Here is a 16,526-nt window from a genome sequence, read left to right on the forward strand (position 1 = left end):
TGGCCTAAAAGGCCGCAGTAACGGTGGGTTGCAGGATTATAGAGAAGAGAGCGGAAAAAATCACCTTTTTTTGCTTAAAATCACAAAAAACTCTGCCAATCACTATCTCGCTTCGAAAATCAGTCAATAAACAACAAATAGCATTACATAAAGTGAATTAATGAAGGTTCATCGGCATCGAGAATAGTCACCATCAATTTCAATCAACATAATCGCGCAGCGTTTTGGGCTCTTTTTAAGGTAAATGTGCTTTCGCCAAATACTCATGGCTTTGCATTTCAATCAATCTTGACTGACAGCGTTTAAACTCAAAACTTAACCGCTCTCCAGCATAGAGCTCTTCTAACTTCACCTGCGCCGAAATAATCAGTTTGACATGACGCTCATAAAACTCATCCACTAAAGCGATAAATCGACGAGCAACATCCTCAGTGAGTGGCCCCATCTGAATTACCTCAGCCAGTAAGACGGTATGATAAACACGAGACAGTTCAATATAGTCATTTTGACTACGAGCCGTTTGGCACAATTGAGCAAACGTCGCATACAATACGCCATCACTGGCTTTGACCACTGTTAATTGGCGATGATTGATGGCAATTTGCGTCTGGAACTCTTTATCACTACTCACCAACTGAGCGTAATACTTGTCTAAATTATGCTGCGCTTGTTCATCTAATGGCGAATGATAAATTTCGGCTTGCTGTAGCGTTCGCAAGCGATAATCTACACCACTATCAACATTCAAAATGTGGCAATGCTGCTCAATCAGTGCAATAGCGGGTAAGAAACGAGCCCGCTGCAAACCATTACGATAGAGCTCTGCTGGCGGAATATTCGAGGTTGCAACCAAAACCACACCGCGAGCGAATAGTCCTTGCAATAAAGTGGCTAAGATCATCGCATCGGTAATGTCTGAGACAAAAAATTCATCAAAGCAGATCACGACGGCTTCTTGGCTAAATTTTTCAGCGACCGATTCAAGAGGATCGCTGATTTCGCCCAATTGCTTTAATTCATCATGCACACGATACATAAAACGATGGAAATGGACGCGCATTTTCTTCTCGGTCGGTAAAGCATCAAAAAAGGTATCCATAAGATAGGTTTTCCCTCGCCCGACGCCTCCCCAAAAATACAGTCCCTGAGGCACGGTCATCGTCGGTGATGTAATACCCAGCCATTTTTTCCAACGCGAAGGTCGAACCACCGGTTGATTAATAAATTCACATAACTGATGATGGAGCGCATCCAACGCCTCGACGGCGAGAGCTTGCGCGGCATCGTGTTGAAATCCTGAGCGTTTTAAATCTTGTTCGTATCGCTGTTTCGGTGTCATGATTACTTACTGTATCTCTAAGGAATAAAAACTGCCATCAGGCGCACATGCATTTTGCTTTATCGAATATCACTCTCATAGTAACATGTCACCACAGCATGTGTAACCAACCCGTAAAAAACATGTTAAATAACAACAATAAGGAGTCGTTATGCCTTGGATTTATGCCGTTGTAGGCCTAATAGTGGGGATGGTTGTCGGAGTCGTTATTGCACGCTTGACCGCTGACAACTACAAAAACCAAAAGTCTCTGCAAAAAGAGCTGGATAACGCAAAATTTGCCATGGACCAACAGCGCCAAGAGCTGGCTGATCATTTTGCTCAAACCGCAGAAATGCTTGATACACTCGGCAAAGATTATACCAAGCTCTATCAACATATGGCGAAAACAGCCACGGAGCTACAGCCTAATCTTCCAGAACAAGATAATCCGTTTATGAAAAAAATGGCTCAACATAAAGACAACGAGCCAAAACAAGAACTCGTTGAGCAGCCGCCTAAAGATTATGCACAAGGGGCGACCGGGTTATTAAAAAATGAACCGAAAACCATCCTACGTTCTTCAGATGTTATTCACAGTAAAGTGAATTAAACCTTTTGCTCCCTCCAATAGATTGATCAGGGAGCATGCAATGGGTACTGAAGACTCAATTCGCAACACAATGATGAACTTTGTAAAGGTTTTTAAGTCATAACTTTCACTCAGCCTATTGAAGTTTTTTTGTTCAAGACAAATATTACTTTCATGAAGCATTTATTTACGAGGATTGTTACGATGAAAAAACCTTTGCTTGTTTTAACGGCTCTCTCTTTAAGCTTAAGTTCCCTCATCACACCATTGCAGGTTAATGCGGCATTACCCATTGCAGTACAAGGCCAAACACTGCCTAGCCTGGCTCCGATGCTAGAAACGGTGACACCCGCCGTAGTCAGTATCGCGGTAGAGGGGACTCAAGTTGCTCGTCAGCGTATCCCTGATCAATTTCGTTTCTTTTTTGGTCCTAATTTCCCAACGGAACAGTTTCAAGAACGCCCTTTTCGAGGGCTCGGTTCTGGGGTCATTATTAATGCCAGTAAAGGTTATATTGTTACCAACTATCACGTAATTAATGATGCAGAAAAAATTCGCGTCAAGCTCTATGACGGCAGAGAATTTAGTGCAGAATTGGTTGGCGGTGATCAGATGTCTGATGTGGCTTTACTGAAAATCAACACCACTACGAATCTTACTGAGATGCCAATCGCCGATTCCGATCAATTACGCGTCGGTGACTTTGCGGTCGCGATTGGTAATCCCTTCGGTCTTGGACAAACGGTGACTTCTGGCATTATCTCGGCGCTGGGCCGTAGCGGCTTAAATTTAGAAAATTTTGAAAACTTTATTCAAACCGATGCAGCGATCAACAGTGGTAATTCTGGTGGTGCATTAGTGAATCTCAATGGCGAACTGATCGGTATTAATACCGCTATTTTAGGCCCTAATGGGGGTAATGTAGGGATTGGCTTTGCGATCCCATCTAATATGATGAAAAACCTCACCGATCAAATCATTGAGTTTGGAGAAGTCAAACGCGGCATGCTTGGTGTACAAGGGGGAGAGATTTCATCTGAACTGGCGGAAGCTTTAGGCTATACCTCAAGCAAAGGTGCGTTTGTGAGTCAAGTCGTCGCAGACAGCGCAGCGGATAAAGCCGGAATAAAAGCTGGTGATATCATCGTCTCAATCAATGGCCGGAAAATCGATACTTTCTCCGAATTGCGAGCCAATGTCGCCACACTGGGACCGGGTAAAAAAGTGAAGCTAGGTGTGGTTCGTGATGGTAAAGACAAAACCTTCACCGTGACCTTAGAAGAGCAAGTGGTTAATAAAACCAAAGCGGATAATCTGCATCAAGGATTGACCGGTGCAGAGCTGTCCAACACAACCGAAAGTGATAGCATTCAAGGGGTTAAAATCACTCAGGTAGAAAAAGGCTCGACCGCTGAAGCTTATCAACTACAACAAGATGACATCATCATTGGGGTTAACCGTAAGCGAGTCAGAAATATCGCCGAGTTCAGAGCAGTATTAGAGCAATCACCAGCGATACTGGCGCTGAATATACAGCGCGGTGATAGAACACTCTATCTTGTTATACGTTAATCACTCAACAACGAGTATCTATCTTTCAAAGGCAGCGATCACTACGCTGCCTTTTGTTATTTCGGCTGGTGATGGTATCCTTGAAACACGCCTCTCATTACACCTCAACCCACATTACTGGAAGGTACCAATCAGCGGCAAATACTGTCAGCCTCCTGAGACTATCTCATTAGGTCTGATGAAGTTAATCAAGATAGTGCATCATTAATGCCGCATTGTCAGGTTTCTTAGTTAGCGACATCGTATCCATGTTAAGTTCAGTGGCATGAATATATTTGGGGAAAACATGCTGATTTATCTGATTCGCTCTATTGGGCTTGGGTTGGTTATCGCACTCGCGGTGATTGTAGTCACGCCTTCATTACGAGCTCATCTGGTCGTTAAACCGAGCGCTCAACCCGCTCATATTGCCTCGTTACAAATTTCATTTAATGATGCGGTACGCCGAGCAGCTCCAGCCGTAGTCAATATCTACAGTCGAAAATATTCAGAAAACGATCGCAGCAAATTATCAACACAAGGCCTCGGCTCCGGCGTTATTGTCAGTGAAAAAGGTTATATCATCACCAATTACCATGTGATCGCTCAGGCCGATCAAATTATTGTCGCCTTGCAAGATGGTCGAGTGGCGGCGGCACAATTGGTGGGCCAAGATCGACGCACCGATATCGCTATTTTACAAATTGAAGGTAATAACTTACCCGTCATTCCTCAAAATCCTAACTATCATGCCAAAGTGGGAGATGTGGTACTCGCCATTGGCAATCCCTATAACTTAGGCCAAACCACTACCTTCGGCATTATCTCTGCAACCGGTCGATCATCGATCAGTGCTGATGGTCGACAAGCCTTTATTCAGACCGATGCGGCAATTAATGAAGGTAATTCGGGAGGGGCTTTAGTCAACACGCAAGGCGAGTTAGTCGGCATTAATACCGCCTCTTTTCAACAGGCGACTGAATTAGAGACCTATGGAATTTCTTTTGCGATTCCGTTTGTTCTGGCTAATAAAATCATGGAAAAAATCATCGCCGATGGGCGAGTAATTCGGGGCTATATCGGCGTTGATGGACAAGATATTAATGCCGTGACTTCCCGTCTACTGGGTAGTGATCATATCGGTGGTATTGTGGTTCTCGGGGTTGATCCCAATGGTCCTGCCGCCCAAGCCGGATTTATGGTTCGTGACATTATTTTAAAAATCGACGGGCAAAAAATTAACGGTCGGCAGAGCGTCATGGATATGGTTACCGATCTGCGCCCTGGCAGTGTGATTGAGTTTACCCTGCTACGTAAAGGACAAGAGATGATTGTGCCAGTGACGATTGCCGAAGATAGCCGAGAATAAGCTCACTGTTTGATTGATTCTCCTACAGCAAAAACAGATAAAAAAACGGAGCCGTTAGGCTCCGTTTTTTCAATGAGAACGCGAGTTCTAGCATTATTTCTTAGTAAGCTTCTCTTTAATACGAGCTGCTTTACCAGATAGATCGCGTAGGTAGTACAATTTGGCACGACGTACTGCACCACGGCGCTTCACTTCAATGCTAGCGATGATTGGAGAGTGAGTTTGGAACGTACGCTCAACACCTTCACCGTTAGAAATCTTACGTACAGTGAAAGCTGAGTGTAGACCACGGTTACGGATAGCGATTACAATGCCTTCATAAGCCTGTAGACGCTCACGATCACCTTCTTTTACCTTAACTTGAACCACAACAGTGTCACCTGGTGCGAATTTAGGTAGGTCTTGTTTCATTTGCTCTTGTTCTAGAGCCTTGATGATATTACTCATGTTTTTAAATTCCTAGAATAAACTGATACTAAATTTAATAGGTTACTGTTGAGTCTCTTTAATGTACTCAGCCAGTAATTGTTCCTGTTCGTCAGTCAGAGCTAGGTTTTCCAGGAGCTCTGGTCTTCTTAGCCAAGTGCGGCCTAACGACTGTTTCAATCGCCAGCGACGAATTTCCTGATGATTACCAGACATCAATACCGCAGGTACGGTTTTTCCATCCAATACTTCAGGGCGCGTGTAGTGTGGGCAATCTAATAAGCCATTAGCAAAAGAATCTTCTTCTGCTGACGCGAAATCACCTAATACACCCGGAATAAAACGGGAGACGGTATCAATCAACGTCATGGCTGGAATTTCACCCCCAGTCATTACAAAATCACCGATTGACCATTCTTCATCAACCTCTGATTGTATAACGCGCTCATCTATCCCTTCGTAGCGGCCACAAATGAGCAATAAATTGTCATTCTTCGCCAGCTCTTCTACCCCTTGCTGATCGAGTTTACGACCTTGAGGAGAGAGATAAATCACTTTCGTCTTGCCCGGTGCGGCTGCTTTGGCTGTATGTATGGCGTCACGCAAAGGTTGCACCATCATTAACATACCAGGACCACCACCGTAAGGCTTATCATCAACCGTATGACGTTTGTCGTGAGCGAAATCGCGTGGATTCCAGCTCTGTACGGATAATAACCCTTTTTTTACCGCTTGGCCTGTGACTCCAAAATCCGTTACGCTACGGAACATTTCAGGAAATAGGCTAATAATGCCAACCCACATGTGTTCTTCGCCTTATCGATTTAGAGTTAAAACGCAGGATCCCAGTCAACTTCGATCCGTTGAGCGGTGCGATCAATCTGTTTGATCACTTGCTCTTCAAGAAACGGAATTAATCGTTCCTTTTGCCCAAAAGCATCTTTAAGATTCGCTTTCACTACGAGAACATCGTTGGAGCCAGTTTCTAACATATCGACAACTTCACCAAGGTCATAACCTTGCGTTGTCACCACTCGCATTCCAAACAATTCACGCCAGTAGAATTCATCTTCTGACAGCTCGGGTAATGAAGCTGGGTCAATTGAAATTTCAAAGTTAGTCAATAGATGAGCATCTTCACGCACATCAAGACCTTCAAGTTTTGCCACCAAACCTTTGTTATGGCGCTTCCAACTTTCTACTTTGTACTCAACCCATTCACCATTTTGGTTTACCAACCAAGGGCTATAATCGAAAATGCTTTCAGCATTGTCTGTGTAGGACAAAACTTTAAGCCAGCCACGAATGCCATAAGAAGCACCAAACTTGCCTACAACAATTTTCTCGCCTTGCTCGCTCATTGTCTGTTTGCCTTTCATCGACATAAACTAGTTGCTACTGGTCATTAAGCCGCTTTTTGAGCGTCTTTAACTAGTTTAGCTACGCGATCAGATAGAGATGCGCCTTGTGATACCCAATGGTTCACGCGATCTAGATCAACACGTAGGCCTTCTTCTTTGCCCGCTGCTGTTGGGTTGAAGAAGCCAACTTTCTCAATGAAACGGCCAGTTGCTGAGTTGCGGCTATCAGCTACAACGATTTGATAAAATGGACGCTTTTTAGCGCCGTGACGTGCCAAACGAATGGTTACCATGTCGTCCTCTTTGCTTTCTCAAAAATAAAATTAACCCCAGAAACTATTTACTTAAAACAGTTTGGGGTCTCGTGCCAAAATAAAGCCTCGGAATTTTACTCTTATTCCGAGGCTTTGCAAGGGGTTTAGCTACTTTTTCACCAGCATAAATTGCATTTTAACTTTGTGATTTAGGTAACAGCTTTAAAAAGAGACAAAAAAACAAACCGGCTTACAGAAAACTCAAGCCTCGCTTTTTTAGCGACCAAACGGGTTAAAACCACCGCCGCCCATCATGCCTTGCATATTACGCATCATGCCTTTCATGCCACCTTTTTGCATTTTTTTCATCATTTTTTGCATTTGGGTAAACTGTTTTAGCAACCGGTTAATATCTTGTACTTGTGTTCCTGAGCCTGCCGCAATGCGCTTTTTACGCGAGCCTTTGATTAAATCGGGATTTTGTCTTTCTTTCATGGTCATCGAATTGATGATGGCTTCCATTTGTTTGAACATGCGGTCATCGACTTTATCTTTTACCCCCGCAGGAAGCTGTGACATTCCAGGAAGCTTATCCAGCATTCCCATCATGCCACCCATATTTTTCATTTGACCTAATTGTTCGCGGAAATCTTCTAAATCAAAGCCTTTTTTCTCTTTGAATTTTTTGGCCAACTTCTCAGCTTTGTCTTGATCAACATTACGCTGCAAATCTTCAATTAATGATAAGACATCGCCCATCCCAAGAATACGCGAGGCAACGCGATCCGGATGGAAAGCTTCAAGAGCATCGGTTTTTTCTCCGACCCCTAAAAACTTAATCGGTTTTCCGGTCACATGACGTACCGACAAAGCCGCACCGCCACGTGCATCACCATCAACCTTGGTTAAAATCACCCCGGTGAGTGGTAGAGTATCACCAAACGCTTTGGCGGTATTCGCGGCATCTTGTCCTGTCATTGCGTCAACGACGAACAACGTTTCTACCGGATTAATGGCGGAATGAAGGGCTTTGATCTCAGCCATCATCACTTCATCAACCGCTAATCGCCCCGCCGTATCGACAATCAAAACATCGTAAAATTTCTTCTTAGCGTGATCGACTGCCGCGTTAGCAATATCAATCGGCTTTTGATCCGCTGATGAAGGGAAAAAATCGACGCCTAAGTCATTGGCTAACGTTTCTAACTGTTTGATCGCCGCAGGACGGTAAACGTCCGCAGAAACCACTAATACCTTTTTCTTATCACGCTCTTTAAGTAACTTAGAGAGTTTACCGACACTGGTCGTTTTACCTGCACCTTGTAAACCCGCCATTAAAATGATCGCTGGAGGCTGAGCCGCGAGATTCAACGCTTCATTCGCGGCTCCCATAACGGTCTCAAGCTCATGACGAACAATTTTAATAAACTCTTGCCCAGGCGTTAAAGACTTGGAAACCTCAACCCCCACGGCTCTCTCTTTTACTCGACTAACGAAGTCACGCACCACCGGCAAAGCAACATCAGCCTCGAGTAGCGCCATACGTACTTCGCGCAGGGTATCTTTTATATTGTCTTCAGTGAGACGACCTTTACCACTAATATTCTTTAGGGTTTTAGATAAACGATCGGTTAAATTTTCAAACATGTTTTTCTCTTCGCGATTAGGCGACCAATGCGCCTGAGTATACCTTAGCCAACTGCTTAGGCATACCCATTGCAAGCTAGCTGTAGAGTTTCTTTATTAGATTGGGTTATCTGTCGATATCTCAACTCTCAAAAACGATTGCGATCCAACGTAGCTCATTAAGGTTTGGCAAGGTATAATTCGCCAACTCAGCCACCAAATTTGTGACCAGCATGGATAACCTAATCGCTATTGTTGCCGCTACGCTTTATTTTTTATCGATTGCCACGATTATCCCTGGACTGCTTAACCAAACGGGTATTAAGGCAAAGACTGTTTTTATTAGCGCCACATTGGGGCTTTTTTTTCATGCCTGGTTACTCAGTGGCTTAATTTTTCACAGCAGTGGACAAAACCTCAGTATTCTTAATGTCGCGTCACTGATCAGCTTTATCATTGCTTTGGTGATGAGCTTAGCGATGTTCAAGGTACGCTTGTGGTTTTTACTGCCGGTGGTATACAGCTTCTCAGCGATCAATTTATTCTTGGCGACTTTTCTGCCGAGTACCTTTATCACTCATTTGGAGCGTGAGCCAGAGCTCATGGTCCATATCGCCTTAGCCCTTTTTTCTTATTCAACCTTATCCATTGGCGCATTATACGCTTTACAGCTCGCTTGGCTTGATTACAAATTGAAAAAAAAGAAAGGCTTATCCATCAACCCTAATTTACCGCCATTGATGATGGTCGAGCGCCAACTGTTTAAAATTATTTTAATCGGCAACGTTCTGCTGACCGGGACATTATTAACCGGTGCTCTTTTTGTGCAAGATATGTTTGCTCAAGGTAAAGCACATAAAGGCATTTTATCGTTCATCGCTTGGATCGTTTACTCGATTTTATTATGGGGTCATTATCAAAAAGGATGGCGAGGACGTAAAGTGACTTGGTTTGCCGTTGCTGGGGCGACATTACTTACCTTGGCTTACTTTGGCAGTCGATTTGTCAGAGAGATTATTCTGCGCTAAGGTCTGTTTATTCATGACTTCCTCAACCTATCATTATGGTAAATAACGCCTATTTAGATCTAACGATAGGTGAAAACGGTGGACTTAATCCCCATATAAACTCAGAGTATTGTATTGCGAGATAAAAGTTCATCCTCAAACCACTTGGAGTAACAGGTAGACAGCCAGTGAGTAAGCTGCCCTCACAAACAGAAATAACAATGTGAATGGGGTCAAACCAACACGGCTAGCACCGATATAACTGCCAGTAGGAAGCGGAGACTATCTTCTTTTTATTATTGAACCTCTATAAGGAAACAAAGCGTTTTGGACGACATATCAACGGGTATCTTATTTGCGCTACTCGCGTGTCTTATCGTTATATCTGCCTACTTCTCCGGCTCAGAAACGGGCATGATGGCGCTTAACCGCTATCGTCTTAAGCATCTAGCGAGTACTGGTCATAAGGGCGCTAAACGCGTTGAACGGTTACTCAGTCGTCCAGACCGTTTAATCGGCCTGATCTTGATTGGCAATAACTTAGTCAATATCCTCGCCTCCGCGATTGCCACGATCATTGGCATGCGATTGTATGGTGATATTGGTGTCGCGATAGCAACCGGCGTATTAACTCTGGTGATTCTCGTCTTCGCGGAAGTGACTCCGAAAACGTTAGCTGCGATTTATCCTGAACGGGTATCTTATACCAGCAGTGTTGTGCTGACGTTTCTAATGAAAGTGCTTTCTCCATTAGTGGTTTTTATCAATTTCATTACCAACGGTTTTATCCGCTTATTGGGTCTTAATGCCAAACACACACGCGATGACCCTCTCAGCTCTGAAGAACTACGCACTATTGTTAACGATGCTGGACGGCTTATTCCTCGCCGTCACCAAGACATGCTGTTATCTATTCTTGATTTAGAACATGTGACGGTGAATGACATCATGATTCCACGTAATGAAATTACGGGTATCAATATCAATGATGATTGGAAGTCGATCATTCGCCAACTGACCCACTCCCCTCACGGTCGAGTGGTGCTGTATCGAGACAATATTGATGAAGCCGTCGGTATGCTGCGCTTACGCGAAGCGGCACGGTTAATGTTAGAAAAAAACGAATTCAATAAAGAGACGCTCTTTCGGGCCGCTGATGAAGTGTATTTTATTCCGGAAGGGACACCGCTTAATGTCCAGCTACTAAAATTCCAACGTAATAAACAAAGAATTGGTCTTATCGTTGATGAGTACGGCGATATTATTGGTCTGATTACCTTGGAAGATATTCTAGAAGAGATTGTCGGTGAATTTACCACCTCAATGGCGCCAAGCTTGGCTGAAGAGATCACGCCACAAGGTGATGGCAGCTTCTTAATCGAAGGCAGTGCTAATATTCGCGATATTAATAAAAGCTTAAAATGGAAATTACCAACCGATGGACCAAGAACCCTGAACGGACTGATTTTAGAGCATTTGGAAGAGATCCCAGAAACTCACTTAAGTGTTAAAGTTGCTAATCATCCGATGGAAATTGTCCAGTTAGAAGAAAACCGCATTAAACTGGTACGAGTCTACCCGCGAAAAATCAAAAAGGCTTAATCTCTGTTAACGTTAATCATCTCGATAATAGACCGATAAAAAATGGGCGGTATTGATTACCGCCTATTTTATTGCCTAAACCGTTTAAGTGGTTAATTCACTTGTAGGTTTTTTAGCATCGATTCAGGTAAAGCAAGTTGATCATTTTTGTTCACCCCAATACCGCTACTTAACACTTGCTGAGCAATCGCTTGTGCTTCCGATAAAGAGTGCATCGCTGCGGTACCGCACTGGTACTCATTGAGTTCTGGAATATCCTTTTGGTCCCGCACTTTCAAGACATCTTCCATCGCGGCTAACCACGCCGTAGCCACTTGCTGCTCGGTAGGTGCACCAATCAAACTCATATAAAATCCAGTACGACAGCCCATTGGGGAAATATCAATAATTTCCACCTGTTCGCTATTAAGATGATTACGCATGAACCCTGCATAAAGGTGCTCTAGAGTATGAATTCCTTTTTCAGACAAAATAGCTTGATTAGGCAGAGTAAAACGCAGGTCAAATACAGTAATCGTATCGCCTTTCGGGGTTTGCATGGTTTTCGCTACCCGTACAGCGGGAGCTTGCATGCGAGTATGATCAACCGTAAAGCTATCTAATAGTGGCATAAAACTTATCTCCTTGTTTAACCCTTAAAATACTCATTCACATCTTGCCCTAAATCAACCAGCAACCTCAGTCAACGAGGAAAAAGAATGACATTTGCGTATCCACACGCCAGTGATTATGACGGTAAATAGCTGAAGTAATCGGCCAAAAACGCATCAAAACTTTGTGTATCTTGCTGCTCTATCTGTAACTGAGCTTCACGTGAACGCATCACTTCTTGCTTCATTTTCTGTTCAGAATAGACTTGGTAAGCATGTTGTAAGTTATCATTACGGTAACGCTCACCAAGATAACTTCCAACTTTACCTAAACCGCCCAGTTGCTGAGTTTTATCCAGTAAACGAGCCGATAAAGTGTGCTGAGGATGATCAATCCAGCTAGCAAGCTCTCGACATACCTCTTGATAGGCATTACCGCCACACGCGGCGTCCATTTGCTCAGCAATCAAACTTAGGTCTGCAAATACGCGTTTCGCCCACGCCGTCAGGGTCAATTTTTCACCATGACAGCCAATTTGTAATTCTAGCCCTGGTTTTCGTCCTTCAAGGACCACTTTACTCCAGTTATCGCGCCAACACTGTAACTCACAATTATCCATCGGTTCTGAATCTGATAAAGCAGTCCATGTGAGGAACAAATCTAAAAAACGCACTTGCTGTTCAGTAATCCCGATCGGACTGAAAGGATTGACATCCAATGAGCGCACTTCAATGTATTCAACCCCGCCACGCGCCAGTGCTTCTGACGGCTTTTCACCATTTTTGGCGACACGTTTCGGACGAATCGGCGCATAGAGCTCATTTTCAATTTGTAAAATATTGCTATTCAGTTGACGATATTCACCATCGACCTTGACTCCAATATTAGCAAAAAGCTCAGAAGGCGTTCTGATCGCTTGATTTAAGCCAGTTAAATATTGCTCTAAGCTATTAAAACCTATCTTGAGGCTACTTTGCGCATCATTGGTATAACCCAAATCACTCAATCTCAACGAGGTTGAATAAGGCAAATAGAGCGTTTTACCTATCGATTCGAAGGGTAACTGCGTTTCTCTTCCTTGGATAAATGAAGAGCACAGCGCCGGAGAGGCACCAAAAAAGTAAGGGATCAGCCAACCAAAGCGGTAATAGTTACGGATTAAGCCAAAATAGGCTTGCGACTGGCTAGCTTGACGCTCTTGTTCCGTTTGCTGACCATATAAAGCATCCCAAAATGTGCTTGGAAATGAAAAATTGAAATGCACACCAGAGATGATCTGCATTAAGCTGCCATAACGCTGTTTTAATCCCGTTCGATATAAAGTTTTCATTCGTCCGGTGTTAGAAGTACCGTATTGAGCAAGCTGAATGTCTGCTTCACTACCAACATAACAAGGCATAGAAAGCGGCCAGAGCTTTTCATCACCGATATTAGCTTGCGCAAAATGATGAATGTCGGCTAATTGAGCCATTAAGGTATCGACGTTGTTCGACACTGGCGTAATAAATTCCAGTAATGATTCAGCAAAATCGGTGGTAATCCAAGCATTAGTTAATGCTGACCCCAAGGCTTCTGGATGCGGTGTTTGGGCAATGTTGCCATCGACGGTATAACGTAAAGTTTCACGTTCAACACCGCGGCCAAACTGCTGAAATATTTCTGGTTGATTAGCAACTCGTGCTAGTCGCTCGGCAAAATTAGTCAAAATAAAATTCGCTTATAAAAATAGATGATGTTTTAGATATCGCTACCGCAGGCCCACTGAATCCCGATAGGGTTTGTTCAGAAGAAACAGACTCAATCCATTGATCATCACTTTGTCACAGCAACCAGGGCCACGTAATATTTTTGTGGCCTTGGTTGCTCAAGTAACGATGTAGAACGCGATGCTTGATACGCGACATTAAGCACAATGGCTCATCGAATCGGCTCGAAAGCCTTATTTTTCTTCTACGTTGCGTTATATATGCATGCTCTACTGGATTATTTCAAGTTCTTCAATCGGAATTGATAATTTTTCTAATTGTGGCCTTAAACTTTTAGCATCGCCAACCACAATAATTTGATAATCCTCTGGGACAAACCATTTAGCTGCCAATTCATTCAGTGTCGACTTATTCACCATTTTCAACAGGCGATTACGCTGCTGGAGATAATCTCGGTCTAGATTATTAGTCAACATTTGGCCAATCAATTGCGCTTTTTGCGAGGGAGTCTCGTAACTCAACGCCTCTTGCTGACCAACGGCAAGACGTAAAAAGGCCATTTCATCCGTAGTTAAACCATACTGACTAAAATGGGTCAGTTCTTGGATGATTTCTTGAATGGCCGGTAACGTTGCATTAGCTCGCACTTGTGCATTAAAGACTATCGCCCCGACTTCACGATTACTGGATAAGTAACCACTTGCACCGTAGGTATAGCCTTTATCTTCACGTAGATTTTGATTAATACGGCTATTAAAGTTACCCGCTAAATTAAAATTCGTTAATTGAGTGAGATACATTTCTCCCGTTGCATCGAAAGGCAATCCACGACGAACAAAACGCACCACACTTTGCGGCGAATCGGGTTTATCGACCAAAAACAGACGCTGCTCAGTGAGCGTCGGGATCACTTGAGGACGGAGTATTGGCGCTGGTTGGCCATGCCAATCGGTGAAAAAGGCCAGTTGTTCACGTACCTGTTGAGGTTCAATATCACCGACGACAATCACTTGAGCACCGTGTGGCGTATAATGCTGCTGATAAAACGCTTTAACCTCATCCAATGTCAGTGCAGCAATCGAGGCTTGTGTACCGTCACTCGAGCGAGCAAATACCGAGTCGCCAAACAATACTTGGCGCATCGCTTGGCCAGCTAACCAACTTGGTTGTTGATGCTGATAGACGACACTTTGTAGCATTTGTTGCTGAAGACGCTCAAAATCTTCTTGCTTAAATCCCGGTGTTAATAACATCTCTTGGACAATCTGCAACGTTTCTGGCAGATGTTTGGTTAAGCTTGAGATAACCACATTGGTCGAATAAGCGCCGGTATTGAGACTGATGGTCGAACCCAGCTTATCGAGCTGAGCTTGAATCGCTTCCACATTGCGTATCGCTGAGTCTTGCTTGATTAGAGCTGCCGTTAAATTCGCTAAACCTTCTTTGCCCGCTTCAACATGCCGCTCTCCTGCGGGTAAGCGGATCTCCACTTGTACGGTCGGAGTCTCACCGCTCACCGTTCCGATTAACTCCGCGCCATTATCAAAATGGATTTCATACAACTCAGGCATATTAATTTGCACAGCTTGCGCAACGGCTGGCATCACCGAACGATCAAAATTATCCACCACTTGACGATACTCAAGCTGTTGTTCTGTTATTTTTTGATAAACGGGCAATAAACGCTCAGGAGTAACAAAGGTTGCTTGACGAACCGCGAGTGATGTACGGCCTCGTGGTACAACACTTAATGTGACTTTGGGTTTACCTTGTAGATAAGTCTGAAAAACCTGAGTCACTGATTGTGGAGTAACCGCTCTTAACTGTGCTAACTGTGCCTCAATACGATCGGGTTGATCATAGAAAGTTTGATTACTTGCCAACTGGGTTACCTTACCTTGGACACTTTGTAGCGCAAAAATAGCATTCGCTTCAGCCATACCGGTGATTTGTGCTAAACGGTCATCACTAACACCTTGCTGCGCAAACTGCGCCAATGTTCGCATGATTTCTTGATACAGCGGTGTCAGTTGAGCACGTTGTCCTGAGGGAGCCATGGCATAGATATAAAAAGTACACGCCAGTTCTGCGCAATCTTGAAAGGCACCAGCATCGACCGCTTTCTGGGTTCTGACTAGATTTTGATACAACAAACTATTACTACCACTACCGAGTACTTGCGCTAGAGCATCTAGTGAGGCTTGTTGTTCAGCACCTCGATAAGCCGTTGGGAAGCCAATTAATACCATCGGCTGCTGAATGCGATCTTCTAGAGTAATATAACGATCTTCCGCTAATGTAACGGGTTGCTTTTCAGCCTTATCAACTTCTGGACCTTTAGGAATGGAGCCAAAATAACGATTAACCCAAGCTAAAGTTTGTTTAACATCAATATCTCCACCAATGGTCAATACAGCATTATTCGGTCCATACCAGCGTAAGAAAAAAGCTTTCAGATCATTCACATCGACTCGGTCTAAATCTTCGACATAACCAATCGTCTGCCATGAATAAGGATGGCCTTGTGGATACAAGGCTTCAGCCATTCTTTCCCAAATCAGTCCATAAGGACGATTATCATAGTTTTGCGCTCGTTCATTTTTCACCGTATCACGCTGTATTTCAAATTTACGCTGCGACACTGCATCAAGTAAAAAGCCCATTCGATCGGCTTCTAACCATAAAACTTTTTCTAATTGATTGGCCGGAACGGTTTGGAAATAATTGGTTCGATCACGATTGGTGGTACCATTTAAACGTCCGCCTGCTTCGGTAATCAACCGAAAATGTTCTTGATCAGCGACATGCTTAGAACCTTGGAACATCATGTGTTCAAAAAAATGAGCGAACCCTGACTTACCAAGCTCCTCGCGAGCAGACCCCACGTGATAAGTCATATCGACATGCACCAAAGGATCGGAATGATCCGGTGATAAAATCACGGTTAACCCGTTATCTAAACGATATTTACTATAGGGAATCATCATTTTATCAGGCTGTGCTTCGACCTCTTCCAGTAAAGTGACGCCTGAAGGTAAGGATGAAAAAAAAGATAACGCAGTAGGAGTAGAACAGCCAGAGAGAGCCAGCAGCGCGAGTGCGCCCAGCCAAATTTTCTTCATA

The 16,526-nt window shown here is 43.8% G+C and carries 14 protein-coding genes; 5 read left to right on the forward strand and 9 right to left on the reverse strand.

What is annotated here, in order from left to right; translation table 11 throughout:
- Positions 1-235: 235 nt before the first annotated feature.
- The gene (gene zapE, locus CAG58_RS04525) at positions 236-1,339 is read right to left on the reverse strand and encodes a cell division protein ZapE (RefSeq protein ID WP_161425105.1); all 1,104 of its coding nucleotides are present in this window, start codon (positions 1,337-1,339) and stop codon (positions 236-238) included.
- A 151-nt stretch (positions 1,340-1,490) separates the two neighbouring features.
- Between zapE and zapG the strand changes: the two genes are divergently transcribed.
- The 3 genes from zapG to degS all read left to right on the forward strand — a co-directional run bounded on the left by zapG (position 1,491) and on the right by degS (position 4,830).
- On the forward strand, positions 1,491-1,931 hold the full coding sequence (gene zapG, locus CAG58_RS04530) for a Z-ring associated protein ZapG (protein ID WP_004395971.1): 441 nt from the start codon (positions 1,491-1,493) through the stop codon (positions 1,929-1,931).
- 183 nt (positions 1,932-2,114) lie between these two features.
- Entirely contained in the window at positions 2,115-3,482 is a 1,368-nt protein-coding gene (locus tag CAG58_RS04535; protein WP_161429844.1) for a DegQ family serine endoprotease, read from the forward strand.
- A 286-nt stretch (positions 3,483-3,768) separates the two neighbouring features.
- Positions 3,769-4,830, forward strand: coding sequence for an outer membrane-stress sensor serine endopeptidase DegS (gene degS, locus CAG58_RS04540; RefSeq protein WP_161425087.1), 1,062 nt, complete (start codon positions 3,769-3,771; stop codon positions 4,828-4,830).
- Positions 4,831-4,923: 93 nt separating this feature from the next.
- Here the strand turns inward: degS and rplS are convergent, their stop codons facing one another.
- From rplS to ffh, 5 genes are all read right to left on the reverse strand, one after another.
- Complete coding sequence (gene rplS / locus CAG58_RS04545; protein WP_004395974.1) at positions 4,924-5,277, reverse strand: 50S ribosomal protein L19; 354 nt, start codon at positions 5,275-5,277, stop codon at positions 4,924-4,926.
- A 42-nt stretch (positions 5,278-5,319) separates the two neighbouring features.
- A complete protein-coding gene (gene trmD / locus CAG58_RS04550; protein WP_154169129.1) occupies positions 5,320-6,060 on the reverse strand; it encodes a tRNA (guanosine(37)-N1)-methyltransferase TrmD in 741 nt (246 codons plus the stop codon).
- A gap of 26 nt (positions 6,061-6,086) precedes the next feature.
- Positions 6,087-6,641, reverse strand: coding sequence for a ribosome maturation factor RimM (rimM, locus tag CAG58_RS04555; protein ID WP_040904685.1), 555 nt, complete (start codon positions 6,639-6,641; stop codon positions 6,087-6,089).
- 20 nt (positions 6,642-6,661) lie between these two features.
- Positions 6,662-6,910, reverse strand: coding sequence for a 30S ribosomal protein S16 (gene rpsP, locus CAG58_RS04560; RefSeq protein WP_004395977.1), 249 nt, complete (start codon positions 6,908-6,910; stop codon positions 6,662-6,664).
- Between the two features lie 237 nt (positions 6,911-7,147).
- Complete coding sequence (ffh, locus tag CAG58_RS04565) at positions 7,148-8,518, reverse strand: signal recognition particle protein (RefSeq protein ID WP_161425088.1); 1,371 nt, start codon at positions 8,516-8,518, stop codon at positions 7,148-7,150.
- Between the two features lie 212 nt (positions 8,519-8,730).
- On the opposite strand from ffh, the gene CAG58_RS04570 reads away from it, so the two are divergent.
- Together CAG58_RS04570 and CAG58_RS04575 are read left to right on the forward strand one after the other, a co-directional pair.
- Positions 8,731-9,525, forward strand: a complete 795-nt coding sequence (locus CAG58_RS04570; RefSeq protein ID WP_154169131.1) for a cytochrome C assembly family protein — start codon at positions 8,731-8,733, stop codon at positions 9,523-9,525.
- Positions 9,526-9,831: 306 nt separating this feature from the next.
- A complete protein-coding gene (locus CAG58_RS04575) occupies positions 9,832-11,106 on the forward strand; it encodes an HlyC/CorC family transporter (protein ID WP_154169133.1) in 1,275 nt (424 codons plus the stop codon).
- Between the two features lie 92 nt (positions 11,107-11,198).
- Here CAG58_RS04575 and luxS read toward each other — a convergent pair whose 3' ends face one another.
- The 3 genes from luxS to CAG58_RS04590 all read right to left on the reverse strand — a co-directional run bounded on the left by luxS (position 11,199) and on the right by CAG58_RS04590 (position 16,525).
- Positions 11,199-11,717, reverse strand: coding sequence for an S-ribosylhomocysteine lyase (gene luxS, locus CAG58_RS04580; protein ID WP_154169135.1), 519 nt, complete (start codon positions 11,715-11,717; stop codon positions 11,199-11,201).
- A 116-nt stretch (positions 11,718-11,833) separates the two neighbouring features.
- Complete coding sequence (gshA, locus tag CAG58_RS04585) at positions 11,834-13,402, reverse strand: glutamate--cysteine ligase (RefSeq protein ID WP_161425089.1); 1,569 nt, start codon at positions 13,400-13,402, stop codon at positions 11,834-11,836.
- Between the two features lie 270 nt (positions 13,403-13,672).
- Positions 13,673-16,525, reverse strand: a complete 2,853-nt coding sequence (locus tag CAG58_RS04590; RefSeq protein WP_161425090.1) for a M16 family metallopeptidase — start codon at positions 16,523-16,525, stop codon at positions 13,673-13,675.
- Position 16,526 lies beyond the last annotated feature (1 nt).

Source organism: Vibrio sp. V31_P5A7T61 (assembly GCF_009904895.1).
Classification (GTDB): domain Bacteria; phylum Pseudomonadota; class Gammaproteobacteria; order Enterobacterales; family Vibrionaceae; genus Vibrio; species Vibrio metschnikovii.